This window comes from Peribacillus phoenicis, assembly GCF_047238085.1.
Taxonomy (GTDB): Bacteria; Bacillota; Bacilli; order Bacillales; family DSM-1321; genus Peribacillus.
In genome coordinates this window covers 4,172,889-4,198,097 of record NZ_JBDFMF010000001.1, presented here as the reverse complement: position 1 = coordinate 4,198,097, position 25,209 = coordinate 4,172,889, and the positions used below count along the sequence as shown (strand labels likewise).

23 protein-coding genes and 2 riboswitches are annotated in these 25,209 nt (G+C 38.7%); of the genes, 16 read left to right on the top strand and 7 right to left on the bottom strand.

Annotated elements, in window-relative coordinates; translation table 11 throughout:
• The first annotated feature begins 232 nt into the window (after positions 1-232).
• From ABC374_RS20620 to ABC374_RS20600, 5 genes are all read left to right on the top strand, one after another.
• Positions 233-817, top strand: coding sequence for a sugar transferase (locus tag ABC374_RS20620; RefSeq protein ID WP_350300154.1), 585 nt, complete (start codon positions 233-235; stop codon positions 815-817).
• Between the two features lie 95 nt (positions 818-912).
• The gene (locus ABC374_RS20615) at positions 913-1,533 is read left to right on the top strand and encodes an acetyltransferase (RefSeq protein WP_350300153.1); all 621 of its coding nucleotides are present in this window, start codon (positions 913-915) and stop codon (positions 1,531-1,533) included.
• Between the two features lie 15 nt (positions 1,534-1,548).
• Complete coding sequence (locus ABC374_RS20610) at positions 1,549-2,709, top strand: DegT/DnrJ/EryC1/StrS family aminotransferase (RefSeq protein ID WP_413019606.1); 1,161 nt, start codon at positions 1,549-1,551, stop codon at positions 2,707-2,709.
• 129 nt (positions 2,710-2,838) lie between these two features.
• Positions 2,839-3,012 (top strand): hypothetical protein, encoded by a 174-nt coding sequence (locus ABC374_RS20605; protein WP_413019605.1) that lies wholly within the window; start codon positions 2,839-2,841, stop codon positions 3,010-3,012.
• 960 nt (positions 3,013-3,972) lie between these two features.
• The gene (locus tag ABC374_RS20600; protein WP_350300150.1) at positions 3,973-5,499 is read left to right on the top strand and encodes a BglG family transcription antiterminator; all 1,527 of its coding nucleotides are present in this window, start codon (positions 3,973-3,975) and stop codon (positions 5,497-5,499) included.
• A gap of 335 nt (positions 5,500-5,834) precedes the next feature.
• On the opposite strand, the gene ABC374_RS20595 is transcribed toward ABC374_RS20600, so the two are convergent.
• The 3 genes from ABC374_RS20595 to ABC374_RS20585 all read right to left on the bottom strand — a co-directional run bounded on the left by ABC374_RS20595 (position 5,835) and on the right by ABC374_RS20585 (position 9,479).
• Positions 5,835-7,019, bottom strand: a complete 1,185-nt coding sequence (locus ABC374_RS20595) for a CynX/NimT family MFS transporter (protein ID WP_350302952.1) — start codon at positions 7,017-7,019, stop codon at positions 5,835-5,837.
• Positions 7,020-7,081: 62 nt separating this feature from the next.
• On the bottom strand, positions 7,082-7,759 hold the full coding sequence (locus ABC374_RS20590) for a FadR/GntR family transcriptional regulator (RefSeq protein WP_350300149.1): 678 nt from the start codon (positions 7,757-7,759) through the stop codon (positions 7,082-7,084).
• A 388-nt stretch (positions 7,760-8,147) separates the two neighbouring features.
• Positions 8,148-9,479 carry an amino acid permease gene (locus ABC374_RS20585; protein ID WP_413020414.1) on the bottom strand — a complete coding sequence of 444 codons (1,332 nt, stop codon included), beginning with the start codon at positions 9,477-9,479 and terminating at the stop codon, positions 8,148-8,150.
• Between the two features lie 471 nt (positions 9,480-9,950).
• On the opposite strand from ABC374_RS20585, the gene ABC374_RS20580 reads away from it, so the two are divergent.
• The gene (locus ABC374_RS20580) at positions 9,951-10,013 is read left to right on the top strand and encodes a YjcZ family sporulation protein (protein ID WP_413020413.1); all 63 of its coding nucleotides are present in this window, start codon (positions 9,951-9,953) and stop codon (positions 10,011-10,013) included.
• Between the two features lie 360 nt (positions 10,014-10,373).
• On the opposite strand, the gene ABC374_RS20575 is transcribed toward ABC374_RS20580, so the two are convergent.
• The 3 genes from ABC374_RS20575 to galU form a co-directional block, all read right to left on the bottom strand.
• Entirely contained in the window at positions 10,374-11,114 is a 741-nt protein-coding gene (locus ABC374_RS20575) for a cytochrome P450 (RefSeq protein WP_413020412.1), read from the bottom strand.
• A gap of 428 nt (positions 11,115-11,542) precedes the next feature.
• Positions 11,543-11,683 carry a bacitracin ABC transporter ATP-binding protein gene (locus ABC374_RS20570; RefSeq protein WP_413019604.1) on the bottom strand — a complete coding sequence of 47 codons (141 nt, stop codon included), beginning with the start codon at positions 11,681-11,683 and terminating at the stop codon, positions 11,543-11,545.
• A gap of 255 nt (positions 11,684-11,938) precedes the next feature.
• Positions 11,939-12,799 (bottom strand): UTP--glucose-1-phosphate uridylyltransferase GalU, encoded by an 861-nt coding sequence (gene galU / locus ABC374_RS20565; RefSeq protein WP_413019603.1) that lies wholly within the window; start codon positions 12,797-12,799, stop codon positions 11,939-11,941.
• A gap of 171 nt (positions 12,800-12,970) precedes the next feature.
• Between galU and ABC374_RS20560 the strand changes: the two genes are divergently transcribed.
• The 6 genes from ABC374_RS20560 to ABC374_RS20535 all read left to right on the top strand — a co-directional run bounded on the left by ABC374_RS20560 (position 12,971) and on the right by ABC374_RS20535 (position 20,613).
• Positions 12,971-14,641 carry a DUF6044 family protein gene (locus ABC374_RS20560; protein WP_413019602.1) on the top strand — a complete coding sequence of 557 codons (1,671 nt, stop codon included), beginning with the start codon at positions 12,971-12,973 and terminating at the stop codon, positions 14,639-14,641.
• 15 nt (positions 14,642-14,656) lie between these two features.
• Positions 14,657-15,679 (top strand): glycosyltransferase family 2 protein, encoded by a 1,023-nt coding sequence (locus ABC374_RS20555; protein WP_413019601.1) that lies wholly within the window; start codon positions 14,657-14,659, stop codon positions 15,677-15,679.
• Positions 15,639-16,094, top strand: coding sequence for a GtrA family protein (locus tag ABC374_RS20550; protein WP_305162039.1), 456 nt, complete (start codon positions 15,639-15,641; stop codon positions 16,092-16,094). Before ABC374_RS20555 ends, ABC374_RS20550 begins: the two co-directional genes overlap by 41 nt.
• A gap of 324 nt (positions 16,095-16,418) precedes the next feature.
• Positions 16,419-16,564: riboswitch (cyclic di-AMP (ydaO/yuaA leader) on the top strand.
• A gap of 138 nt (positions 16,565-16,702) precedes the next feature.
• A complete protein-coding gene (locus tag ABC374_RS20545; protein ID WP_413020411.1) occupies positions 16,703-18,529 on the top strand; it encodes an APC family permease in 1,827 nt (608 codons plus the stop codon).
• A gap of 428 nt (positions 18,530-18,957) precedes the next feature.
• Positions 18,958-19,812, top strand: coding sequence for a RhaT/GlcU family sugar-proton symporter (locus ABC374_RS20540; protein WP_350300144.1), 855 nt, complete (start codon positions 18,958-18,960; stop codon positions 19,810-19,812).
• A 15-nt stretch (positions 19,813-19,827) separates the two neighbouring features.
• Positions 19,828-20,613, top strand: coding sequence for a glucose 1-dehydrogenase (locus ABC374_RS20535; protein WP_101223333.1), 786 nt, complete (start codon positions 19,828-19,830; stop codon positions 20,611-20,613).
• A gap of 68 nt (positions 20,614-20,681) precedes the next feature.
• Here the strand turns inward: ABC374_RS20535 and ABC374_RS20530 are convergent, their stop codons facing one another.
• Complete coding sequence (locus ABC374_RS20530) at positions 20,682-21,227, bottom strand: NADPH-dependent FMN reductase (RefSeq protein ID WP_413019600.1); 546 nt, start codon at positions 21,225-21,227, stop codon at positions 20,682-20,684.
• Between the two features lie 411 nt (positions 21,228-21,638).
• Between ABC374_RS20530 and ABC374_RS20525 the strand changes: the two genes are divergently transcribed.
• From ABC374_RS20525 to ABC374_RS20510, 4 genes are all read left to right on the top strand, one after another.
• Positions 21,639-22,106 carry a GNAT family N-acetyltransferase gene (locus tag ABC374_RS20525; RefSeq protein WP_413019599.1) on the top strand — a complete coding sequence of 156 codons (468 nt, stop codon included), beginning with the start codon at positions 21,639-21,641 and terminating at the stop codon, positions 22,104-22,106.
• A 140-nt stretch (positions 22,107-22,246) separates the two neighbouring features.
• Positions 22,247-22,358, top strand: a riboswitch (SAM riboswitch).
• 236 nt (positions 22,359-22,594) lie between these two features.
• A complete protein-coding gene (locus ABC374_RS20520; protein WP_413019598.1) occupies positions 22,595-23,617 on the top strand; it encodes a methionine ABC transporter ATP-binding protein in 1,023 nt (340 codons plus the stop codon).
• Between the two features lie 13 nt (positions 23,618-23,630).
• Positions 23,631-24,281, top strand: a complete 651-nt coding sequence (locus ABC374_RS20515) for a methionine ABC transporter permease (RefSeq protein WP_350302947.1) — start codon at positions 23,631-23,633, stop codon at positions 24,279-24,281.
• A gap of 21 nt (positions 24,282-24,302) precedes the next feature.
• Positions 24,303-25,175: a MetQ/NlpA family ABC transporter substrate-binding protein gene (locus ABC374_RS20510; protein WP_413019597.1), complete on the top strand. Its 873-nt coding sequence runs from the start codon at positions 24,303-24,305 to the stop codon at positions 25,173-25,175.
• Positions 25,176-25,209: the final 34 nt, after the last annotated feature.

Genomic DNA, 25,209 nt, shown 5'->3' with positions numbered 1-25,209 from the left:
TTAGCGATTATTCAAAAAAAGTAAAGCAAGTGTTACACATTCAAATTTAATAATTTGCGTTTTTCAATGAATGAAACTGGGCAATATATCCACTTATTTAAAAGTGTTAAAGAGAAGTAAGAATAATAGATGCGAAGTAATTTTCAATTAATCACTAGAATTCTGTATAGCTATCTGAAGAATTCCTTCGTTTACTTGATAACGATACACAATGATAATTTGGGAGGAAAAAATGAAACGGGCTTTTGAATTTTTGATATCTTGTCTGGCGCTTATATCCTGTTCACTTCTTATGCTGTTTATCGTCATCCTCATCCGTTTGAAATTAGGTTCACCTGTCATTTTTAAGCAGGAGCGGCCAGGACTTAATGGAAAACCATTTTATTTGTATAAGTTCAGAACGATGACAGATGAAAAAGATGAAAAAGGGGATTTGGTTCCTGATGAGAGGAGATTAACCGATTTTGGGAAATTACTTAGAAAATTAAGTTTAGATGAATTACCTCAATTATTTAATGTCATGAAAGGCGATGTGAGTTTTGTAGGCCCACGGCCATTATTAATGGAATATCTCCCATTATATACTCCCGAACAAGCAAGGAGGCATGATGTCCGGCCTGGAATGACGGGTTGGGCCCAAGTGAATGGACGAAATGCAATCTCGTGGGAGAAAAAGTTTGAGCTTGATGTCTGGTACGTTGAAAATCAATCCTTTTTACTGGATATGAAAATCATATACCTTACCTTGATTAAGGTATGTAAACAAGAAGCCATTACCCAGGAAGGACATGTCACAACCCAAAAATTTGTTGGATAATAGGATAAATGGTATTGATTGACGTTTACCAAAATTCAACTGTACCTCGAGGAAACAAGAAACTCCAAATTTGATGATGTGAGAAGTGATTTGAATTGAAGAAAATCGTAATAATCGGTGCGGGCGGGCACTCAAAAGTTGTTCAAGATATTGTTGAAGCAATGGGTGAATATCGGCTCATGGCTATTTTAGATGATCAATACGAAGTGCTGAAAAGAAAGGGAAATGTATATTTTGGCCCCATCTTAAGCTATAGAAGCTTGTTTATTCATTTTGAATATAAGGTAATTATTGCGATAGGCAGGAACGATTTAAGATTAAAAATCGTAAACGATCTGAATTTAGATGTAATGGATTATGAGACAGTCATTCATCCAACTGCTATAGTGGGTAAAAATGTCTCGATAGGTAAAGGAACGGTCATTATGCCTAATGTCGTCTTGAACGCTGGCGCTAAAGTCGGGAATCACGTCATTGTAAATACGTCTTCAGTCATTGAGCATGATACCCATCTTGATGACTTTATCCATATAGCACCAAGTGCTACCCTGACAGGAGCTGTCAAGGTAGGAACTGGTACCTTGATAGGAGCTGGATCTACGGTCATACCTAGCATAACGATAGGGGAATGGTGTACGGTTGGTGCCGGGTCAACCGTTATTAAAGACATTTCTGATGCATCTACCGCTGTGGGGTCCCCAGCTAGGATAATATAATAAGGAGTGTGTGGGATGGAGAATAAAAGATTGTATCTTTCGCCTCCTCATATGAGTGGGAAGGAACAAATGTACATTAGCCAAGCGTTCGAGACAAATTGGATAGCGCCACTAGGACCGAACGTAAAAGCTTTGGAAGAAGAATTTGCCAAATATGCAGGCACTAAGGGGGCGTTGGCAGTAAGTTCAGGAACTGCGGCCATTCATTTGGCATTGCAAGTATTGGGAGTCACCACTGGTGATACTGTATTCTGTTCCTCATTAACTTTTATAGCCAGTGCAAATCCTATCATCTATCAAGGTGCGAAGCCTGTTTTTATTGATTCCGAATCTGATACATGGAATATGTCACCTAAGGCATTGGAACTGGCTTTGGAATATGCAAGGAAAAATCGAAAAATTCCAAAAGCTGTAATTTTGGTCCATCTATTTGGACAAAGCGCAAAGGTAGATGAGATCAAGAGCATTTGTGGGAAATATAAGGTTGCTTTAATAGAGGATGCAGCCGAATCCCTTGGTGGATCTTACAAGGGGAAGCAAACAGGAGCGTTTGGTGATATAGGGATTTATTCGTTTAATGGAAATAAAATCATAACAACTTCTGGAGGGGGCATGCTGGTTTCAAATAATGAGGAATACTTACATAAGGCTCTCTTCCTATCTACACAAGCACGTGATCCAGCGCTTCATTATCAGCATAGCTCGATTGGATATAACTATCGTTTAAGCAATATTCTAGCTGGAATCGGCCGTGCCCAATTAGAAGTATTGGATGACCGTGTAAAAGTTCGGAGAGAAATTTTTGATCGGTATAAAAAATCGTTAGGGAACATACCTGGCATTACCTTCATGCCTGAATTAAAAGATACGATGGGGAATCGCTGGCTTACCGCATTAACAATAGACGACAAAATCAATGGGGTACGATCCAGTGACGTGATTAATGCGTTAGAAGCAGGAAATATTGAGTCCAGACCAGTATGGAAACCATTACATTTACAGCCTGTCTTTAAAAATGCAGCATTTTTTTCAGAAAGCGGCGATAAAAGCATTTCAAGTATGTTATTTGAACAAGGTTTATGTTTGCCGTCCGGTTCGGGTATGACATTTGAAGATCAAGAGCGTGTCGTGGAAATTGTAAAGGAAGTACTTGAACCGTCCAAATTAGCTCAATGATTCTTTCGTCGTGTGATACGAGCTAATTCATTAAAGGAACTGTTGCATGCAGTCACATTTAGCAGATATACCAAAGCCCGGTTAAAAAATAATTCACCTTCCTTACAATGAAAAGGAGGCAAACCAAATATGAGAATTACATTTAATCAGATTTATCAAGATATCGACAATTTAGTATGTTTATCCAATAACCGAAACGGTTTGAATTTCAGAGAGATTGAGATTACAAGAAAAAGACTGGTTGAAAATATAAAAGCGATAGAACTGCATACCATCATTTTAAAAAAGAAAGATCATGGATGAATATCCCCATTTAAATCCTTACCTTTTGAAAATGATTTCATTTTTGGGAGCCTTTTTAAATCTACATTAGAAATGAGCGTGCTTATGAAGATTGGTGATAAAGTTATTTATAAATCAAGGGAATATAAAATTATTTACATCTACAGAAATGATTTAAAAGCCGAGCTTCTTTCCTTTGACGCTAAGCATAAGAAATTCGAATTAGCGCATATATCCCATTTGATAAAGACTAACCCGGCTTATGTAGAGAATCTACAAAAGGGTTCCCCTTATGAAAATTGTTGAGTAGAGGTTGCAATTCTACACAGTCTTTTTCTTGATTTATCACATCAACATAAAGACGATGTATCTTCAATATTCTATTGAACCTTGTTGGGGATTGTATTAAACCTATGAATAATTTATTCTTCCTCCTCAATATGGATGCCTTCTATGAATTTCATTTTCATAAACCTCTTTACCGATTTTTTACATGGAGCACTGCTTTTGAGGCGTTGCTCATTTAAATAGTTAGCACTGCATTCTTTTAAGGTGTATTCTCTTAAATCCTCTATAAAAGAATGAGGTGTTTTTTTTTGTTCAGAACAAATGAATGCTGTAAAGAAAACCATTATTGCTTAACGATTGGTAACGCAAAAGAAATTGTTTCTAAAATGAAATGCGTCATTGTTAATTTGGGTTATTTATTAACTGCATTTACATTTTAAACCTTACAACTATACAAAGCCAACTATACATAGCTTGTTGATAGTATTCGACGGGTCATGCTTGTTACATCAAAGATAAGTTTCAATAATTGATTTCCACATACCACATATGAAACGACGCAGGAATAAAATTATGGTAAATTTGGGTAGTAAGTAGTGTGTATTTTCTGTTACTTTTAAAAAAAGCGTGGGGGAATTATAAATATTAGGTATTAATGCTCAATCGATATTAATAGTTTTAGTAAGAAAAGATATGAAAATCAATAAAGTTAAAGGTGATTGTATGAATCGATTTACTGACCGCTATTCAAAACTGCTGTATCATTTATTTTATGAGGATAACTGGTGTAGTTTAACGGAGCTATCAAAAAAAACAGGTTATTCAAAAAGCACATTATGGCGGGATATATTACATATGAGTTCAAGTCTTCCGCCTGAATGGAAAATTGATAAGAATGAAGTGCAGGGCGTAAGGTTAATGAAACCTAAAAACGGCACTTTAGAAGAACTTTGGTTTCATCTTAAAAGTGAAAACACCTATTTTCAAACCTTGGAATTAATTCTTTTTAACAATGGAGTAACGATAAAATATATTACTCAAAAAGTACATATTAGTCGCTCCACAGTGTACAGACAGTTAGAAAAAATAGAAGAAGTATTAAAAAATGCCGAAGTTCAATTATCAAATAGTCCGTTTAAAATTGTTGGGGATGAAATAAAGATTAGAAGATTCATCATGCAGTATGTAGAGTATATGTCCGGCAATTTAAATGATTTCATTACTTCCTTTAATCTTAAGGAGTTTCAAGACACTTTATTGGAGCTATTGAAGGAACATTCAACTTCTTTACACATGGGTGCCATACAAAGACTAGCGATAATCCTTCATATCTCCAACATTCGAATAACCCATAATTGTTTTGTGACATTCCCAAAAGTGGTTATAGATGAAAATGAAACATCCACAGCATTCGAAATATCAAAGAAACTATTTAAATTCATGGTGAAATGTCCAAATAGGGAGAAACAGATTTCTGAAATTTTATTTTTTTCTTTATATTTTATGAGCGAAGAAATGTCTTTAAATCGTACCCAAGAACTTCGGTATATTCGTTCCAAACTTAATTCGGATAGCGGTAAGCCTTTAGGTCAATTTTTAAGTAATCTATCAAAGAAAATTGGGCTGGATGTTTCTCAGGATGATATTTTCATGTACGAATTTGCGCAAACTCTTCGTGGGATATCGTTTGACTTACAGTTAAAAACGGATACGAGAATAAATAATATTTTACAATTCGTCCCTTATTTTGAGAATAATGAATTATTTGTGATCATTGAAGAAATAGCACAACACATATCGGATGAATTTGCTATTTCCTTTGAAAATATAGAAATATTAGAGATATTCATGTTGGTCCAAGCTTCAATTTTAAGAAAACAAAACCAAATGGTTATAGAGACTGCATTAATTTGCCGATCATATGTAGAGAAAGATTATATTCGTGAGGTATTAAAACATCATTTCGGAAACAAGCTAAATATTTATGTAATGGATTTTTCCGATATAGACTCACTTTTCAGAAAAAATGGATTTGATATCTTAATAACCACAGATTTAGGGCAGTTAATTAATATTGAACACATTCCTGTATATAAAGTTTCTTCATTTCCAACTCCCTCTGAATTAAAAGAAATTAAGATGTTCACTCGAAAGAATTTCATTGATCGGTATGGCTTAAATCCTAATATTTTATATCCATTTGAAGAAGACATTGATTGAGATCATTCTTAAGGCATTTATTCACTTTGTACTTTACCCCACTGATAATGAACAGTAATATGCAGCAAATAAATTTACCTCGTCTAAGCCTAGGTCATTTCTTTTTTCTCCAAAAGGAGAAGGTGAAATTTACTAAAGATAAGGGAGCCACGAAATGACCGAAGCGAGAACGCCATACATTCCTTCTCAATTTTAAACCACAGACCATTCTCTTTATTCGAAATTATAATCACGAAATAGAAACTCTCGTACTGCTATCAGTTGCTGGTATGTAAATGGCCCCGGTACAATACCGGGGCCATGGCCGTTTAGGACCTTTTATACCTTTACTGGCTTTATCGGGTAGTTACATATTCATTATTTCCTGCACGCATTCCAACAATGAAAATAAGTGCCGAAATTACGGCCAACATCAATAAGGGAACTGTCCAGCTGTGTGTAATGTCATGAAGCAAGCCGAATAATACTGGTCCAATGGCAGCTAAGAGGTACCCGAATGATTGAGCCATTCCTGATAATTCCGTCGCCTCATGGGTGCTTTGTGTTCGAAGACTAAAGAACATCATCGATAAACTGAATATGGTTCCAACTCCAATCCCGATCAATATCATGCATACTGGTATGAAGAGAGTGCTTCCATATAATATGCCGAATATCCCTGCAATAAGGAAGACGACAGGCGGGACCACTAACAAACGCTGACTTTGTAAGCGACCAGCTAAAATTGGCACAAGGAATGTTATTGGAATGACTGCAAGCTGCATGATGGATAGCATCCAACCAGCTTCATCAGCGTTCAGGCCTTTTTGCTCCAGGATTTCCGGCATCCAGGTAATTACTGTATAGAAAATGAACGATTGCAAACCCATGAAGAATGTAATCTGCCAGGCTAAACCAGAACGCCATAAGTTAATCTTTTTATCCTTTTGTGCCGTTTGTACATCCTTACCTGAGTTGAATGGCCGTCTTATTTGAGGCATCCATAAGAAAACTGTAATAAGTGATAAAATTCCCCAACATCCAAGGGCACCAGCCCATCCCAACCCCGATGAAGAAGCAAGGGGAATGCTGATCCCGGAACCTATTGCGCCACATAAATTCATGGAAACAGCATAGGTTCCTGTCATCAAACCGATGTTCCTGGCAAAGTTATGTTTAATCAGACTTGGTAACAATACATTGCCTATTGCAATGGCTAACCCGATTAAAATGGTCCCTATGAACAATGTCGGCACTCCGCCGACTGAGCGTATCCCAATTCCGATTGTTAGTAATATCAAGGAAAGGAAAAGCGTAAGCTCCATTCCAAAACGCCGTGCTATCCTAGGTGCAAACGGTGATAATAAAGCAAAGGAAAGCAAAGGCAGTGTCGTTAATGAACCTGATAATGTATTTGATATTCCCAAGTTATCACGGATCGAAGTGACAAGGGGGCCAACCGATGTTAAGGGAGCCCTCAGATTTGCCCCAAGAAGAATGATTCCGATGATGAGTAGTCCAACTCTGGGTTTAATATCCATTTTTGTTTGTTCTAGTTGATTTGCCGCTTGATGTTGATGAATGCCCATAATCTCCTCCTTACTTACTCTAAAGATTTTTTGAATTGTGCAATGTATTCATTCACTGTTTGGATTGCCCGGTTCACATCTTGTTCGATGATGGCATCTACAAGTTTGCAATGAATGTTCAAATGAAAGTTCACATCAGAACTCATCTCCACTATCTGATGGATCGATTCATACAGGGAGTGTTCCATATGTTCGTACAAATCAATCAATAAATCATTATGTGATGAACCCATAATCGATTTATGCAACTGTATATCGGCTTCTTCGTAAGCCTTGATATCCTTTGCTTCGGCAGCTTTACTGCATGCTGATATATGAAACCGCAATCGTTCTATATCTTCTTGATTACGTCTTAATGCCGCTAACTGAGCACCCTCTCTTTCAAGGGCATGACGGACCTCTAACGTTTCTAATAAACTTGACTGCTGGATCCTTCTTTCAAATGCTGCCCCCAAGGCACTAGATGACCTTACGAATGTCCCCTTTCCTTGTTTCGTTACTAAAAGTCCTGCATAAACAAGTGATCGTACAGCTTCCCTTAATGTATTTCTGCTTACATCGAACTGTTGGATCAAATCCATTTCAGGGGGAATTTGATTTCCAATTTTCCATTCACCTGATTCGATTAACGATTCGATTTGGGAAACCACTTGCTCTACAAGTGATAATCGATTTGTTTTAGATATGGTCAATATACACACCTCTAATTTGTAGGATGATTGGGTCATTGGTTATTTTAACATATGTATGTTGAAAATGGAGCAAACGAGTATTTTAAATCCAAATTTGTTTCACTTTTATTCTTCAGAAAAAAATTTCAGAAATCCGCTCCCTTTCCGCCGACTGTCTGCCAAGCCTCATCAAAGCAAGCATCCAGCAGGGTCTCGGTTAGCTAGGGGTGTCGCAAATTTCTTCAATTCAAAGAGGGTTTCATCCCCAAAGGCGTAACCCAAGTTTGTTTTAAAATCATGGTCGACGTTCAAATTGTTCTAGCACTAAAAAGACTGTAGGCAAACTTGATTTTCATCGAGTTTGCCTACAGTCTGAAGTCCCTATTAAAGTCAGGGGGGGATAATATTTTTATTTTTTTTGTTTGACAATAAAAGAAAGAAGGATAAATATCACTAACGTGACAAGACATACTGTGGTCCCAATGATGTTTTGCTTATTAAAGAGAAATGCCAAAAAGATAATGCTTAATGCCGTGATGGCTAATATAGTTGAATATGGGTACCATTTTACCCGGAATCCTGGTTTGCCAATGTATTGCTTACGCAGCTTCAATTGCGCGGAACAAATACTGATCCATAATAATAAAACCGTGAATCCAGGAATGGCCATAAGGTAGCTTAAAATCAGGTCGGGATACAAATAGGATAAAAACACACCAGCCAATATGCATAATGTAGTTAATAATATACCATTAAGCGGAATACCCTTTTTCGTTGTTTTTAAAAATGCCTTGGGCGCTTCCCCGTTCTGGGAAAGAGTGAACAGTGTCCTTGAGGTAGCGTATATACCTGAATTTGCAGCGGATAAGACAGCTGTTAACAGAACGAAATTCATGATATCGGCGGCTCCGGGAAGACCCGATAAGCTGAAAACCTGAACGAAAGGACTTACTTCAGTGCTTACTTGATTCCAAGGTATTACCCCGCAAATAATAAGTATCGGCAAGACATAGAAAAGAATCACCCGCCATACTGTTCCTTTAATGATTTTTGGTATGACTCGCTGACTATCTTTTGTTTCCGTGACGGCTACACCAATTAATTCTGCACCCCCATATGAAAACATTACCACTAAAAGTGCACTTAACATTCCGTCAATTCCTTGGGGGAAAAAACCACCATGTTCCGTGTAATTAGAAAATGAAGCGGAACTAGGAAAAAGTCCTAGCATGATCAAAGCTCCTAAAATAATAAAGGCAATTAAGGTTATTATTTTAATTCCTGCAAACCAAAATTCGAGTTCTCCATAGTATTTTACTTGAAACAAATTAATTCCTATTATTACTGAAGCGCAAAGTATGCTTAACAGCCATAATGGTACTGTAGGAAACCAATATTGTAGAAAACTGCCGGCTGCGACTATTTCTACAATGATCACGATAATCCAATTGAACCAATAGAGCCATCCGACAATGAAGGATAGTTGAAACCCAAAAGCTTTATTAATGAGATGCTGTACATTCAAATTTGGAAAAGCGGTTGCCATCTCCCCTAATGCGGCCATTACAATAAATAACAATAGCCCCCCTATTAAATAAGCTATTACAACACTTGGACCTGCCATATTTAATGTATCGGAACTCCCCTTAAAAATCCCGGTTCCTATCATTCCGGCTAAAGCAATGAACTGGACATGCCTCGGCAATAGGCCCTTTTTTAAATCTTGATGAGTCTTCTCCATTTTATTCATGCCTTTCCTTTTAATAAAATAGTCTATCAGTAAAACTAGGAAGTTCTTCTATTATTGAACGCTTTCACGTGCTAAAGTACTATATTAATATATCATGAATCGGAAAAATGTCAATTTAGGCAGGTAAACTGGAATAGATTTCTAATCAGCAAAGGTGGAATAGTTTTTATTATCTTAATATATTTGGATTTTATGAAATGAATCAAAGGAAAAAAACTGATAGGTGATTTTTTAGGGCTGGAATCGAATTTAATTTAACGAATAGTGCTAGGCAATTCTGCATTCTTTAAAATACATATTGAAAGGAGAGAAAAATAATTCTGTTTAATTCCATTATTAATGGCATTTGTTTGGTAGTGAATATGATGATGTAATAAGTTCAAGTCCTTCAATAAAAATGGATAAGGAAATGTTTCATATAGATGGCGGTTTTGGAATTGGCGGACGCTTCTTCTTTATAGCATTTTGTTTATCCTATTAGTGATTGTTGGAGCCAGCATTTGCGGCTGCGGGGGCAAGGGGTAAGGAACATACTGCAGAATAACAAAAAACCGACCATTTAAGGTCGGTTTTTCTTTTAATATAAGGTACGAAGCGGGAGAAGCTAACGAGACTATCCGTTTTCATATAAAAAGGGGAGAGGGGGCGGCTGTAGGTATTCGGTTTCTTGTATTGGTTCAATTTCGCTTAGAAATTCCAAATAACCGGTATATACCTGCGAGGCCATCCCTAAATAGTGCAATTCAGTGTGGATGATTCCCTTCCGTGGTGAATGGAGCATATACATTTTTTCATCCCTCCTTTCTAAAAGAATAGGCCACTCAGTCTTAGGCGTTAATCGAACCAATACGAATGTTATGTTTATATGAGATCATTCTTTTTACTTCAAAAATTGGATGCGCCAGGTTCGAAGGCTTCTGCATCTCTTTCTTCTATCACCATGTGCAGTCCACTCTTGGGTCTGAGTGTAAGGGATGGAAGGGGGGGTACTTCATGATGGTCAGGTGCAAGCTTTATCCTATACCGCTTTGCAATGCAGGCCAGGACAAATACAGCTTCCATCATGGCAAAATGATTGCCGATACAAACCCGCGGTCCTCCGCCAAATGGAAAGTAAGCGAACGCAGGCAGGCTTCTTATGAAGTTATTTTCAAATCGCTCAGGAATAAATGAATCCGGTTGATCAAAATACTCTGGATCATGCTGCATCACATAAGAATTTATTAGAATCATATCGCCTTTTTTAAAGCGATATCCTCCTATTACGACATCCTCCGTCACATCACGGGATAAGATATACAGTGGCGGGTACAGGCGAAGTGTTTCATGAATGATATTTTGAGTGTATGGTAATTTCATGAAGTCTTCAGGCTTGGGGGTCCCGTGACCGATTATGCTATTCACTTCACTGAAAAGCTTGGCTTGAATTTCTGGATGCTTCGAAATTGCGTACATTGCCCAGGAAAGAGCATTTGCTGTCGTTTCATGACCGGCAAGGAAAATAGTCATTAATTCATCACGGACCTGATGGCCTGTCATACCCAATCCGTCGTCGGCATCACGGGCGTCCATCAGGATCCCAAGCATGTCTTCATGTTTTACTGTGTCGTTCTTCCGTTTTTCAATAATGCCCTAAATCACTTTATCAAGTCTTTGTATCGCCTTTTTATATTCACGGTTGATTTTGGTGGGTACCCATAATGGCATACGGAAAATCTTTCTCATCCTTTTGACTGTAATTCTTAAAGCGGTTTCCAACGGTTTTCCAACAATTTCATACCAATCCTTGAATTCCATGCTGAACATCGTCTTGCTGATTATCCCGAGAGTGATGTCACATCATCAGCGTGGCTCAATGTGGTTTTTCCCCTTTCTTTAAAATAATTACATGTAATCATTCTATGAGGATCAGCTAAATTGGTTTGGACAAGTCGTTAAAGAAAGGGCGGATAATTCTATGAAGAAAAAAAGCTACTTAAGTTAGCCATAAAAAAACCTCTGGCTGAATAGAGCCAGAGGTTTTCAGGAAAGCATAAGATTTAATGATGTGGGATTTAACTTCTTTCTTCATCGTCCCCATGTTGGAAACGATCATTTTTTTCATTAATGGGCCCGCCAAATTCTGCATTGATTTCCTTAACCACTTGATCTAAGAATTCATCTGATATTATTGGATTATTAGTTTTTTTATGCATGTACAATCCTTTCTGGATATAGTTGTTTGGATAAATAATGAAGGATACGTTATCAACATAACCTCACTTTTAATAAATTATTCTATCTTTGTCCAACATTTTCACTTGCATTTACATTTCATGGAAGCATTAATAAAGACAGTTATATTTAGCTTAGAGATTATGGTACGTGGAAATGTTACCATCAAAGGGTTGAATCCAATGTGGAAATAGCCCAATCACCTCTAGGCAATTGGGCGTGGGTTATATACTTGATTAAGGGAACAGCAGCCTTAAATATGATATTAGCTGATCACGAAGTTCAGGTCGTTTCATGGCGAAATCTATTGAAGCTTGAAGGAAGCCGAATTTATCGCCGACGTCATATCGATTTCCTTCGATGATATACGAGTATAATGGTTCCTTTTCTAACAAAAGGTCTAAAGCTTCGGTAAGCTGGATCTCCCCCTTCCGATCGGGCTGTACGGTTTCAAGGATTTCAAAAATCTCAGGTGATAAAATATATCGGCCAATAATCGCCTGTGTTGAAGGTGCATCCTCCACTTTAGGCTTTTCCACTAAGTTTCTTACCAGAAATAAATCCTCATATCGTTCTTGGAAATTTACGATCCCATACTTGGAGACATCGGCAGGTGACACTTCCTTACATCCGATAATGCTCGCTTGAACCTTGTTATACCGCTCCATTAACTGCTTCAAAGCTGGAACCTGGCTATCCACGATATCATCCCCTAACAGGACGGCAAAAGGTTCGTCTCCGATAAATGTTTTGGCACATAATACTGCGTGGCCCAGACCTAAAGGTTCCTTTTGTCTTACATAGTGGATATCCACCATGTTGGAAATGTTCTCCACGATCTTAAGCAGCTCATTTTGACCTTTCATTTGCAGAAGCATTTCTAGTTCAATGGATTTATCGAAATGATCTTCAATGGCACGTTTGTTTTTACCCGTAACGATGATAATATCTGTAATCCCTGATTGAACCGCTTCCTCGATAATATATTGAATGGTCGGCTTATCGACAATCGGCAGCATTTCCTTTGGTTGAGCTTTCGTAGCAGGTAAAAATCGTGTTCCTAAACCGGCTGCTGGAATCACCGCTTTCTTTATCATAGCCCAGCCCCTTTTTAAGGTTCTTTTATACGCTTTTTGTTCTACCCTTCATTTTATGTGGCCATTGGTTGACCTATATCAAAAAAGGTTAAAATAAATCCCTGAAAAAGAATAGATTTACCTTTGAAGCAAATATTATGGATATATGAATTTGGTCAAGAGGTGTATATTTTGCCAATTGAAAAACAAGAGAGAAAACAAATCCTTTTTGCCTTACTCGTCATTGTTTTATATCTTTCTCCTTTATTCATCCTTGGAGAAAATGCGCATATTCGCGTACATGATAATTTGGATTCCAACCTTGCCTGGTATAAAGTCCTTTCAGAAAGCGGTGAGTTATTCGGTGCGATAGACGCCAAAATTCCCCAGATCATGAATGGACTTCCCCGAAATGCCTTTGGCAGTGAGTTCAGTATTATCGTTTGGCTTCATTCACTTTTTCCGACAATGGTTGCATATGCAATAAGCCAGGCATTAACAAGATTTATTGCATTCTTTGGTATGTATATCCTATTAAAGAAACATTTGGTTACAGGAAGCCAATCAGGTTGGATAAGGGTTGGAACATCCTTGGCCTTTGCCCTTACCCCATTTTGGCCATCGGGAATGCTCAGTACACTTGGGATGCCGCTTGCACTTTGGGCTTTTTTGAATATTCGCAGCAAGGATCATTCGTGGAAGAATTATTTGGTCCTTACACTTTTACCGCTTTATTCAAGCATCGTGCTTGGTTTTTTCTTTTTTCTTGTTGCAATGGGCTTTCTTTGGCTAACGGATGTGATCAGGAGAAAAGGGTGGAATATAACGTTCCTTCTTTCGATCGTGTACATGACCTTCATTTTTGGCTTGGTGGAGTATCGTTTGGTGTCTTCATTCATTTTTGATTCGGAGCCAAATAGTAGAGATGAATATTTTCACGCTAGGCTGCCGCTCGATTGGGTCATACAGCTTACTTTCAAAAATTTCGTTCTTGGACATACGCATGTCATGACTGTACATGCGCTTATCATCCTGCCGATAACAGTCTTTGCCCTTTATATCATTCTGACCAAAAAACTGTGGAGACAGGAAAAGGTATATGTTTTTTTATTCGGCTTGAATTTTATGCTCTCAGCGTGGTACGCATTTTGGTTTTATAAAGGATGGCTTCCTTTGACGGAAAGGTTTCACACCTTGGATACTTTTAATTTTGCCAGATTTCACTTTTTAAGGCCGATGGTGATTTACTTGGGGTTTGCCCTCGCGATAAAAATCATTTGGGAACACAGCGACTATGCTAAGAAAACCCTTTCTATTTTCATCGCCGTTCAAATTATGATTTTAATGGGTTTCAATGAAGAAATCACTCACAATAAAAAACCATCTTTCAAAGAGTTCTATTCAGAAAGCCTTTTTCAAGAAATAAAAGATCATATTGACCGTCCACAGGAAGAGTATCGTGTTGCTAGCATTGGGCTGCATCCTGCAATCGCACAATTTAATGGATTTTACACGCTCGATAGCTATAACAATTTCTATCCGCTTTCTTACAAACATCAATTTCGTCAAATAATTGAAAACGAATTGGCTAAGAATAAAAACATCAAAATCTACTTTGATGAATGGGGAGGACGTTGTTACCTATTTACCGATGAGCTTGGGAAGCATTATATGTTCAAGAAAGGCTCGAAGAAAGAGCTGGAAAATTTGGACCTTAAAATGGATGCGTTTAAAGGATTAGGCGGCAAGTATATATTTTCTTCCATCCCAATCAACAACGCGAAGGAAAACGGATTGGTGCTAGATAAGGTTTTCACGGAAAAAGGAAGCGTATGGAAAATTTATTTATACAGAGTCATGTGAAAAGGGGGGAATTGAATGAATTCACCGATAGTAACGATTGTTGTACCTTGTTATAACGAAGAAAGCGTTTTGCATGATACCATTTCCCAGCTTTGTGGATTGATGAGGGGATTAGTCGAAGAAAACGTTGTTTCTGGTCAAAGTAAAATTCTGCTGGTTGATGATGGAAGCAAAGATCAAACTTGGAAGATCATTTATAAGGAAACGATCAATAATGAATTTGTTCGCGGGCTAAAGCTTTCCCGGAATGCAGGACATCAAAATGCACTCCTGGCAGGTTTGTTTACAGCCAAAGAAGCCTCGGATTGTGTGATTTCCATTGATGCAGATTTACAGGATGATATTCAAGTCATCCCTGAATTCATTCGGAAATTCAATGAAGGATGTGAAATCGTATATGGTGTCCGCCAGAAAAGGGACCTTGATTCTTTTTTTAAGCGAACCTCTGCAACTGGTTTTTATAAATTGATGAACAAGATGGGGGTTAACCTTGTCTATAATCATGCCGATTTCCGGCTAATGAGCAAAAGGTCAATCGCGGAGTTGGAACGATTTGATGAAACGAATCTATTTTTACGGGGGATTGTTCCGCTCATTGGGTTTAAGACGGACTCTGTTTATTATGACCGAAAAGAAAGATTGGCTGGGGAAACGAAATATCCATTTAAGAAGATGGTTGCTTTTGCGCTTGATGGCATTACTTCCTTTTCGGTTACACCGATCCGGCTTGTATTATGGCTAGGATGTTTTTCCTTTTTCATTAGCTTACTCTTTGGGTCTTACTTTTTATGGTTAAAGTTTTATGGACAGACCGAAACTGGTTGGACCTCATTAATCACCTCCATATGGTTGATCGGCGGACTGCAGTTGATTGCTGTCGGCTTGATTGGGGAATATATCGGTAAAATCTATAATGAATCTAAACGCCGGCCTAAATATATTGTTGATCTGGATTTATTTAATCCGCTCGATTTAACAAAACGGGAGCAACTAGACAATGAACGGAACAGTATTGAAAAACTATCTAAAACACACTAACTCCTTTATCCGCTTTTTATTGGTTGGAATAGTCAATACAGCGGTTGGACTTTCCATCATGCTTTTTCTTATGAATGTTCTTGAATTATCTTACTGGGTCTCCACCTTTTTCGGCAATGGCACGGGAGCTGTAACGAGTTTTCTTTTGAACAGGACTTTTACTTTTAAAAGCGATATAGAATGGCGGCGAGGAGTTGCCCGTTTCTTTTGCGTCATCCTGATTTGCTATTCCGCCGCTTATTCTATAGGCCAAGCCATTGCAGAATCACTGGAAGGATCCGTTTCTTTATCCATACAACAAAATGTGGCTGTGCTGATAGGAACAATCTGTTATACAGTACTTAACTATCTTGGCCAGAAATACTTTGTCTTTAAAAAAAGCAATTTGAGACCAATTCAAGAAGGAAGGAACTAATAGGGTGGATCAGTTGAATAATGCCCCCGATTGGACGGGAATTAATGACTATCCAAGCTGGGGCAGATCTGTTTAATTTCGCCTCGCCATCTCCATGTGGCTGATCATTTTACCCTTTCGGACCACCTTTTGTTCATTGACTCCTTGATTATTTTCTTTTTAACCGTTTATTTACCTCTTATCCTTCCTTCAAATCCATGAGTTTGGAAGACTTATGTTCTATACGTCAAGAACAAAACCTCACTTACATATAATATTTTATTTTTAAGCAAAATTTTCATTTACATTTCCATTTCACGGGAGTATGATAATCAACAGTTTCATATTTCTAAATCGCTTAAACCTTATGGTGCGGGGGACCCGTTATTGGGATTGTTTACAATCCAAGGGGTGAATCCTTTTTAAAAGGTAGGGCTACTCTTAGGTCCGAATCCGACAGCTAACCTCGTAAGCGTTATATGAGAAGGAAGGTGGAGCTTGTTAGACAAAAAAATTAATGTCTACAGGTCTATTTAGCTATGACTTGTAGGCATTTTTGTGTTTCGTCTTGTTTTTTGCTACAGCTGGGCAACATAAACTTATAAATTAACTATGGTGGTGAATTCTTGATGTTATCTTCTATAAAAAGGTTCTTGATAGGGAGACCTTTAAAGTCAAATGCACTTGGTGAACAAAAGCTTAACAAAACAAAGGCTTTGGCGATATTATCTTCTGATGCTTTGTCTTCGGTTGCATATGGACCGGAGCAAATATTGATCGTTCTGATCACGGTCGGTGCTGCAGCATTCTGGTATTCAATCCCTATCGCGATCGGGGTATTGATCTTGTTAACTGCTTTGATTTTGTCCTATAGACAAATCATTTTCGCTTATCCGCATGGCGGGGGGGCATATGTAGTTTCAAAAAACAATTTAGGTGTCAATCCAGGGCTGATAGCCGGAGGATCTTTGCTGGTCGATTATATATTAACTGTGGCTGTTAGTGTTTCTGCAGGTACGGATGCAATCACGTCCGCTTTTCCCGGCCTGCATTCATATAATGTGGTCATAGCCATCATTTTCGTGATTCTACTTACAATCCTGAACCTTCGGGGGGTTACGGAGTCGGCCTCTGTTTTGGCCTATCCGGTGTACCTATTCGTTTTAGCATTGTTCATCTTGATTGGTGTTGGAATTTACAAGATTTTGACGGGAGGAGTTTCACCGGAATTGCACGCATCAATCGGGACTCCGGTCGCGGGCATCAGTTTATTTATACTGCTAAGGGCATTTGCATCAGGAAGCTCCGCATTGACAGGAGTCGAAGCGATTTCCAATGCAATCCCGAACTTTAAAGATCCAGCCCCGAATAATGCTGCGAAAACATTAATAGCGATGGGTTCATTGCTAGCTGTATTATTTTCGGGAATTGTATTCTTAGCCTATTATCTAAGCATTGTTCCGAGCGCAGAGGTAACGGTCGTCTCCCAGATTGCGGAAGAGATCTTTGGACGGAATTTCATGTATTTCTTCATTCAAGGTACGACTGCCTTGATCTTGATACTTGCGGCCAATACTGGCTATTCGGCTTTCCCTCTGCTTGCGGTGAATCTGGCAAAGGATAAATTCATACCAAGGGCGTTTACGATTAGAGGGGACCGATTAGGGTATTCCAATGGAATCATCATACTAGGACTTGCATCCATCATTTTAATAGTCGCATTTAAAGGACATACAGAAAATCTCATTCCGCTTTATGCGGTAGGGGTATTCATTCCATTTACGTTGTCCCAGACTGGGATGATTGTTAAATGGATTCGCGAAAAGCCAAAAGGCTGGATGATGAAACTAACCATTAATTCAATTGGTGCCATGATTAGCTTTATCGTCACGATGATATTCTTTTTAACCAAATTTACTCAGGTTTGGCCTGTTTTGATTTTTTTACCTATCATCATTTTAATTTTTCATCGAATTAGAAAGCATTATGAAGCAGTTGGTGACCAACTAAGGATTACAACATGTGAGCCGATCTTACCAATTGAAGGAAATATCATCATTGTACCTGTGGCGGGTATTACTCATGTGGTTGAGAACTCTTTAAATTATGCAAAATCTCTATCAGCAAATCAGGTTATTGCCGTTTATGTTGCTTTTGAAAGAGAAGATGAAAAGAAATTCGAGGAAAAATGGAAAAAATGGCAACCGGATGTAAGACTCGTTACACTGAATTCTTATTACAGAAGTATCATTCAGCCACTAACTAAATTTGTGGATACAGTTGAACATAAGGCCAGTGAAGCCAATTATAAAGTTACGGTGATCATCCCCCAATTCATTCCGAAGAAGGGCTGGCACAATATACTTCATAACCAATCAAGTTTACTGATTCGCGCCTACTTACTTTATAGAAGAAATGTGGTTGTTACGACAGTGCCATATCATTTGAAGAAGTAAGTTCATTTCCAAGAAAAGAAGCAAACATTGAACAGTTTTTTTATGGCTTGTACAATTTGGACGTTAATTTCCGCTCCAGGTACTCGCTTTCCGCGGGCGGTCAGGGAGCCTCCTCGGCTTGCGCCTGCGGGGTCTCCCTTAGACGCGCTTTTCCCGCAGGAGTCTCGCACCTTTCTCTCCAATCAACTTTGTTATAACATTTAGATAGAAGGAGTTAAAGGTTTGGTTTGGGAACATCATTGATGAAAGATATGTTTAGTATCAATAAAAAGGGCTGCCTCTGCAGCCCTTTTTGTGTTGAACACTATTTTTGGCAAAAACACTTCATAAAATTACCAAGGGTCAATTCAAAAAAAGCGAACATATTAAAAAGAAGACATAAGGAAATTTACTGCTTAGTTTTGAACTTACATATATGGGGGTTGAAAATGGATATATTATTAGCTCTCTTGCCGGCAATATTCTGGGGAAGCATCGTTTTATTTAATGTGAAACTCGGGGGTGGGCCCTATAGTCAAACACTGGGTACAACGATTGGCGCATTGATTTTTTCAATAGGTGTTTATATTTTTGCCGATATTAAGTTGTCATTGCTGGTGTTTGGAGTCGGAGTTGTTTCTGGATTGTTTTGGGCCGTTGGACAAGCTAATCAGCTTAAGAGCATTGATTTAATGGGAGTATCCAAAACAATGCCGATATCTACTGGAATGCAGCTCATTTCAACGACTTTATTCGGGGTCATCGTTTTTAACGAATGGTCAACAATGAAAGCAATCATTTTAGGCGTCTTGGCATTAGTCTTCATTATTATAGGAATTGTCTTGACCTCACTGGAGGATAAAGAATCAAAAGAGGGCAAATCGGGAAACTTGAAGAAAGGAATTGTTATTCTCCTCATCTCGACATTCGGTTATTTGGTTTATGTGGTCGTGGCCCGTCTTTTTGATGTTGATGGGTGGTCAGCGTTGTTCCCTCAAGCGATAGGGATGGTGATAGGCGGTCTGTTATTGACTTTTAAACATAAACCGTTTAACAAATATACGATTCGCAATATCATTCCGGGATTGATATGGGCTGCAGGGAACATGTTTTTATTCATATCCCAGCCCCGTGTGGGAGTGGCCACTAGTTTTTCCCTTTCGCAAATGGGCATTGTCATCTCAACTCTTGGCGGGATCATCATTTTACGTGAAAAGAAAACGAAGCGCCAACTAATTGGAATCATAATCGGAATTATCTTGATCATCATAGCTGGGATTATGCTCGGAATGGCAAAAAGTTAAGTGGAGGGTGATTATATGTATACAGATTTAGAAGGTAAGGTCGTTGTTATAACCGGTTCATCCACTGGTTTAGGAAAAGCGATGGCCATTCGCTTTGCTAAGGAAAAGGCAAAGGTCGTGGTTAATTATCGCACTAAATCAGAGGAAGCGGATAGTGTAATGGAGGAAATCAAAACAAATGGCGGGGAAGCTATTGCAGTAAAAGGCGATGTCACCGTTGAAGAAGATGTGATTAACCTTGTTCAATCAGCGATAAAGAATTTCGGGAAACTCGATATATTCATCAATAATGCAGGAATTGAAAATCCGGTTCCGTCTCACGAGATGCCGTTAAGCGACTGGAATAGGGTAATCAATACCAACTTAACGGGAAATTTCTTAGGCTGCCGTGAAGCTATCAAGTATTTTGTCGAGAACGACATTAAAGGGAATGTTATAAATATGTCCAGTGTACATGAGATGATACCCTGGCCTTTATTCGTTCACTATGCGGCAAGCAAGGGCGGGGTGAAGCTGCTTACGGAGACCCTGGCTCTTGAATATGCACCAAAAGGGATCCGTGTAAACAGCATTGGTCCTGGAGCCATCGCCACACCAATAAATGCCGACAAGCTTGAAGATCCCGAAAAGAAGAAGGATCTTGAAAGCATGATTCCGATGGGGTATATCGGAAAGCCTGAAGAAATTGCTGCGGTTGCTGCATGGCTGGCATCTTCAGAGTCCAGTTATGTAACGGGTATCACTCTTTTCGCAGACGGCGGAATGACAAAATACCCAGCGTTCCAAGCTGGAAGAGGATGAATTTTGTTTTATGATGCAACAAGAATCCCAGCAGGTTTAATCCTGCTGGGATTCTTGTTTTAAAAGCATTAACGAGTATGATGATTATACCAGCTAATGAAATTATCGACGACCGTATCGATAAACTGGACAGTCGACTCATGTGTAAGTTTGCCTTCGTTATCGATTTTGTCATGCACTGCACCAACATATACTTCATTCCCGGGAAGGAGTGGGGAGGAGATGCCTATTGCGAATAAGATTTCACGCAAATGCAATTGAGCTTTAACCGTTCCTAATTGCCCCATTGACGCACCCATGATCCATGATGGTTTTCCGATCAAGACTTTATCGACACGTGATAACCAATCGATAGCATTGCCCAATACTCCTGGAATCGTACCGTTGTATTCAGGTGTTACCCACAAGACTGCATCTGCTTCGGCCACTTTACTTTTAAATTCTTTTACAACTAATGGAGGGTCATTTTCAATATCTTGATCATAAAAAGGTAAATCCCGAATGTTCAAGATTTCGAGATCGAACCGATCTTGATATCTAGATTGAATATATTTGGCAAGCTTAAGGTTGTAAGACTCTTTACGGATACTTCCCACTATTGCAACAACTTTCATCTTCAATACCTCCAATGATTTTTATAATGGATAATCATGTAAATGTATTCCACTTACCTATTATAATTGGAATATAAATGAAAGGGAAAAAGGATGCTTGGGAAAAAGTTGAGTTAGAGCTGAATAAACTAATTCCTCTCGAACATTCATACCCTGCAAAGTTAGACTCAAAAATTATAATCAATTTGTTTGTGCCAACCCAATCCCCATTACTAGACCTCTCCCAACAATATTGCATTTGTTTTTAATTTAATATTATGGACATTCCTATAGGGATTAAGGCAAAATCCTTTCAGAAAAAATGAAATAAGACGCTTGAAAAAGTAAATAATGAAATTTTATAAAGAGCGTAAGTAAAATGAGTTTGTTTGCTTGAAAACTATTTCACTAAAATGATAGGGGTGGATGAAGTTGATCTTTCGCACCATTGATACGGACAAAGATAAAGATACTATCGTTAAATTCCGGAAAGATTCCTTTGTTGTAAGTTTTGGAACTGAAGCTGGCTTTGGAGATGAAAATACTTATCTGCAACGAATGGAAGAAAGGGTCCGCAAATTTCCTGGGGGACAGGTGATCATTGAAAATGACCAAGTACCGATTGGACAAATGGAACTTCGAATTCGGGAGTATGAAGGAACTGAGATCGGCTATGTAGATCTATTTTATCTTATTCCCGAATACCGCAGTAAAGGCCTTGGCAAGGAATTGGTTCGCTACGCAGAAAACTTTTTCAGGCAATTTAATGTATCCGAATACCATTTAAGGGTTTCTCCGGATAATCAAAGGGCGATTCGTTTATATACGAATTCAGGCATGATGAAGATAAGGGAGGAAAGTCAAAAACACCTTGTATGGAGAATGAGTAAATCATTATAAAATATAATTTTTAATTATATTAATATAATTAAAAATTATCAATTCACTATACTGTGAAAATATTTTAAGCGGTGAAAAATATGGTTGACTTTAGAGAAATTAGAATATATAGTGAAGGACATAATTAAATATAACGTTAATTCTTATCAAGAGATGTGGAGGGACTTGGCCCTATGATACCTCGGCAGCGGGTTTTTACTTTTGTAAAAATACTGTGCTAATTCCAACGGACGAAAGTTTGAAAGATAAGAAGGAGCTTTTCTTAGATAATTAAATTAAGAGTTTACTCTTTTTTATGTCTAAAAGAGGCCTCTTCTGTCTGACGACGGAAGAGGCCTCTTTTGTTTATTCAAAATGTATATGGTTATTTGGAGAATTGGTGCAATTACTCGTGAGTTTCGAATTTAACCCTATCATTATGAAACTTTGCAAAGCTCTTCTCACTGGATAATGAATTCGTACAAATAAACAACATGGGGGGAGATTGGATGATTGAGTTTCAAAATGTTAAAAAGGTTTATCAAACAAAGAAACAGACTGTCGAGGCTTTGAAGGGCATTAATTTGACAGTGGAAAAGGGGGATATATTCGGTGTAGTCGGTTATAGCGGGGCCGGAAAGAGTACGTTGATCAGGCTGGTTAACTTGCTTGAAGATCCTTCAGATGGTTCGGTGATTGTTGGGGGCAAGGATTTAATCAAATTAAGCCCGAAGGAATTACGGGTAGAAAAGAAAAAAATCGGGATGATTTTTCAGCATTTCAACTTGCTAAACTCCAAGACTGTTTTTGATAACATTGCCATGCCGCTGGTTTTATCGGGAACTCCGGCTAAGGAAATCAAAAACCGTGTAGGCGAGCTGTTGGAGTTCGTTGGCTTATCGAGCAAGGCGAAGAGTTATCCGGATCAATTATCGGGAGGTCAAAAGCAGCGGATCGGCATTGCGAGAGCTTTGGCTACAAATCCATCGATCTTATTGTGTGATGAAGCTACGTCGGCATTGGATCCACAAACAACGAGTGCCGTTCTGCAGCTCTTAAAGAAAATTAATAAAGAATACAATATTACCATTCTGCTAATCACTCATGAGATGTCTGTCATCAGGGAAATTTGCAATAAGGTAGCGGTCATGGAGGGCGGATGCGTCGTTGAACAAGGTTCGGTTTTCGAAGTGTTTGCGAAGCCGCAAACGGATATTGCAAAAAACTTCGTGAGAACGGTCATACATGACGAAATTCCACAAAGTTTCCTAAAAAGCATAGGATCCCATATCCCGATTATTTGGAAAATTAATTTTATTGGGACTACTTCGGGTACTCCTTTACTTTCAACGATCTCGAAGAAATATGATGTTCATTTAAGTGTTTTATCAGCCAATATTTCTGAAATTCAGGAAACGCCTTTCGGGAATTTGATCATCGAAGTGACAGGGAACAAAAATGAGGTGGATAAGGCTTATCAATATATTAAAGATGAGGGGATTCTCGTCCAGGAGGTGCAGATAAATGGGTAATACGCTTTGGGGAATGGAAATTACAGCAGAGCAGTTGTTGACAGCTTTCGGTGACACACTTTATATGGTAGCCATTTCATTGGTGTTTTCCGGATTGATCGGGCTTCCGCTCGGTATCCTGCTTGTCATTACAAGAAAGGGTCACATCCTGGAGAATAAATGGATTTTTAATGTATTGAACCCGATCATCAATATATTGCGGTCGGTTCCTTTCATCATCTTGCTTGTAGCAGTTATTCCGCTTACCAGAATGATTGTAGGCAGTGCAATCGGAATGAATGCGGCCATTGTTCCGCTAATCTTTTACGCGGCTCCTTATATTGCCCGGCTTGTTGAGAACTCCCTGTTGGAAGTGGACAAAGGGATCATCGAGGCCGCTCAGGCGATGGGTGCGACGACATGGCAAATCATTTATCGCTTTTTGATTCCCGAGGGACTTAGTTCGTTGATCCTAACATTTACAACAGCGACTATCGGGCTTGTTGGAGCTACGGCCATGGCAGGTGCTGTCGGGGCAGGCGGGGTCGGGGATCTAGCTTTGGCTTACGGTTATCAAAGGTTCGATACGATGACGATGGTCGTCACAGTAGCGGCGCTCGTGATCATCGTTCAATTATTGCAATCCACCGGGAATTTTATTTCAAGAAAAATCAGAAGAAGATAAAAATAACAGGAGGTAGGAGAAATGAAGAAAATCTTATTAACGATCATAGTATTGGCATTGGGAATAGTGTCTGCAGCATGCGGGAAAGAAGAAGGTGCATCAGGCGGTTCGGATGATGTGAAAACAGTGAAAGTCGGTGTCAGCAGCGGGGATACGAGAACATGGGAATACATTGTCGACATAGCGAAAGAGGAAGGGCTTAATATCGAACTGGTCACTTTCAATGATTATATCCAACCGAACCTTGCGTTAAGTGAAGGTGAAATTGATGCCAATTCATTCCAAACGGTCGCTTACTTCGATGAATTCGTTCAAGACCAAAATCTGAAATTAGAGGCCATCGGGTCGACTGTCATTGCACCTATGGGCCTTTATTCTAAAAAACATAAAGATCTTAAAAGTCTTCCGGATGGCGCTACGATTGCCGTTCCGAATGAAGCAACAAACTTTGGCCGTGCACTACTCCTTCTTCAGGAAGCTGGATTGATTACATTGAAAGAGGAATTCAATGGATCGGGTTCATTGGAAATCATTAAGGAAAATCCGAAAAACTTGAAAATCCAACCTGTTGCTGCAGGCAATACACCGCGTCTATTGGATGATGCCGATGCTTCAGCCATCAATAATAACTTTGCCGTCGAAGCGGGCCTTACTTTAAAAGATTCTTTATTCCATGAAAGTAAAACGGCGAAACCGTATATTAATATCATTGCAGTTAAAAAGGGTAATGCCGATCGTCCTGAGTTGCAAAAATTAGTGGAGCTTTATCAATCGAAAGAAGTGGAAGTGTTCATCAAAAAAACGTTTAAAGGAAACACCATTCCTGCATATGTTTCTGTAGATGAATTAGTGAATTACCAGGATGCTTGGACAAAACCAGCTAATGAAAAGTAATGGATCGAATCAAGTAAAAGGGGAGATTAAGAGT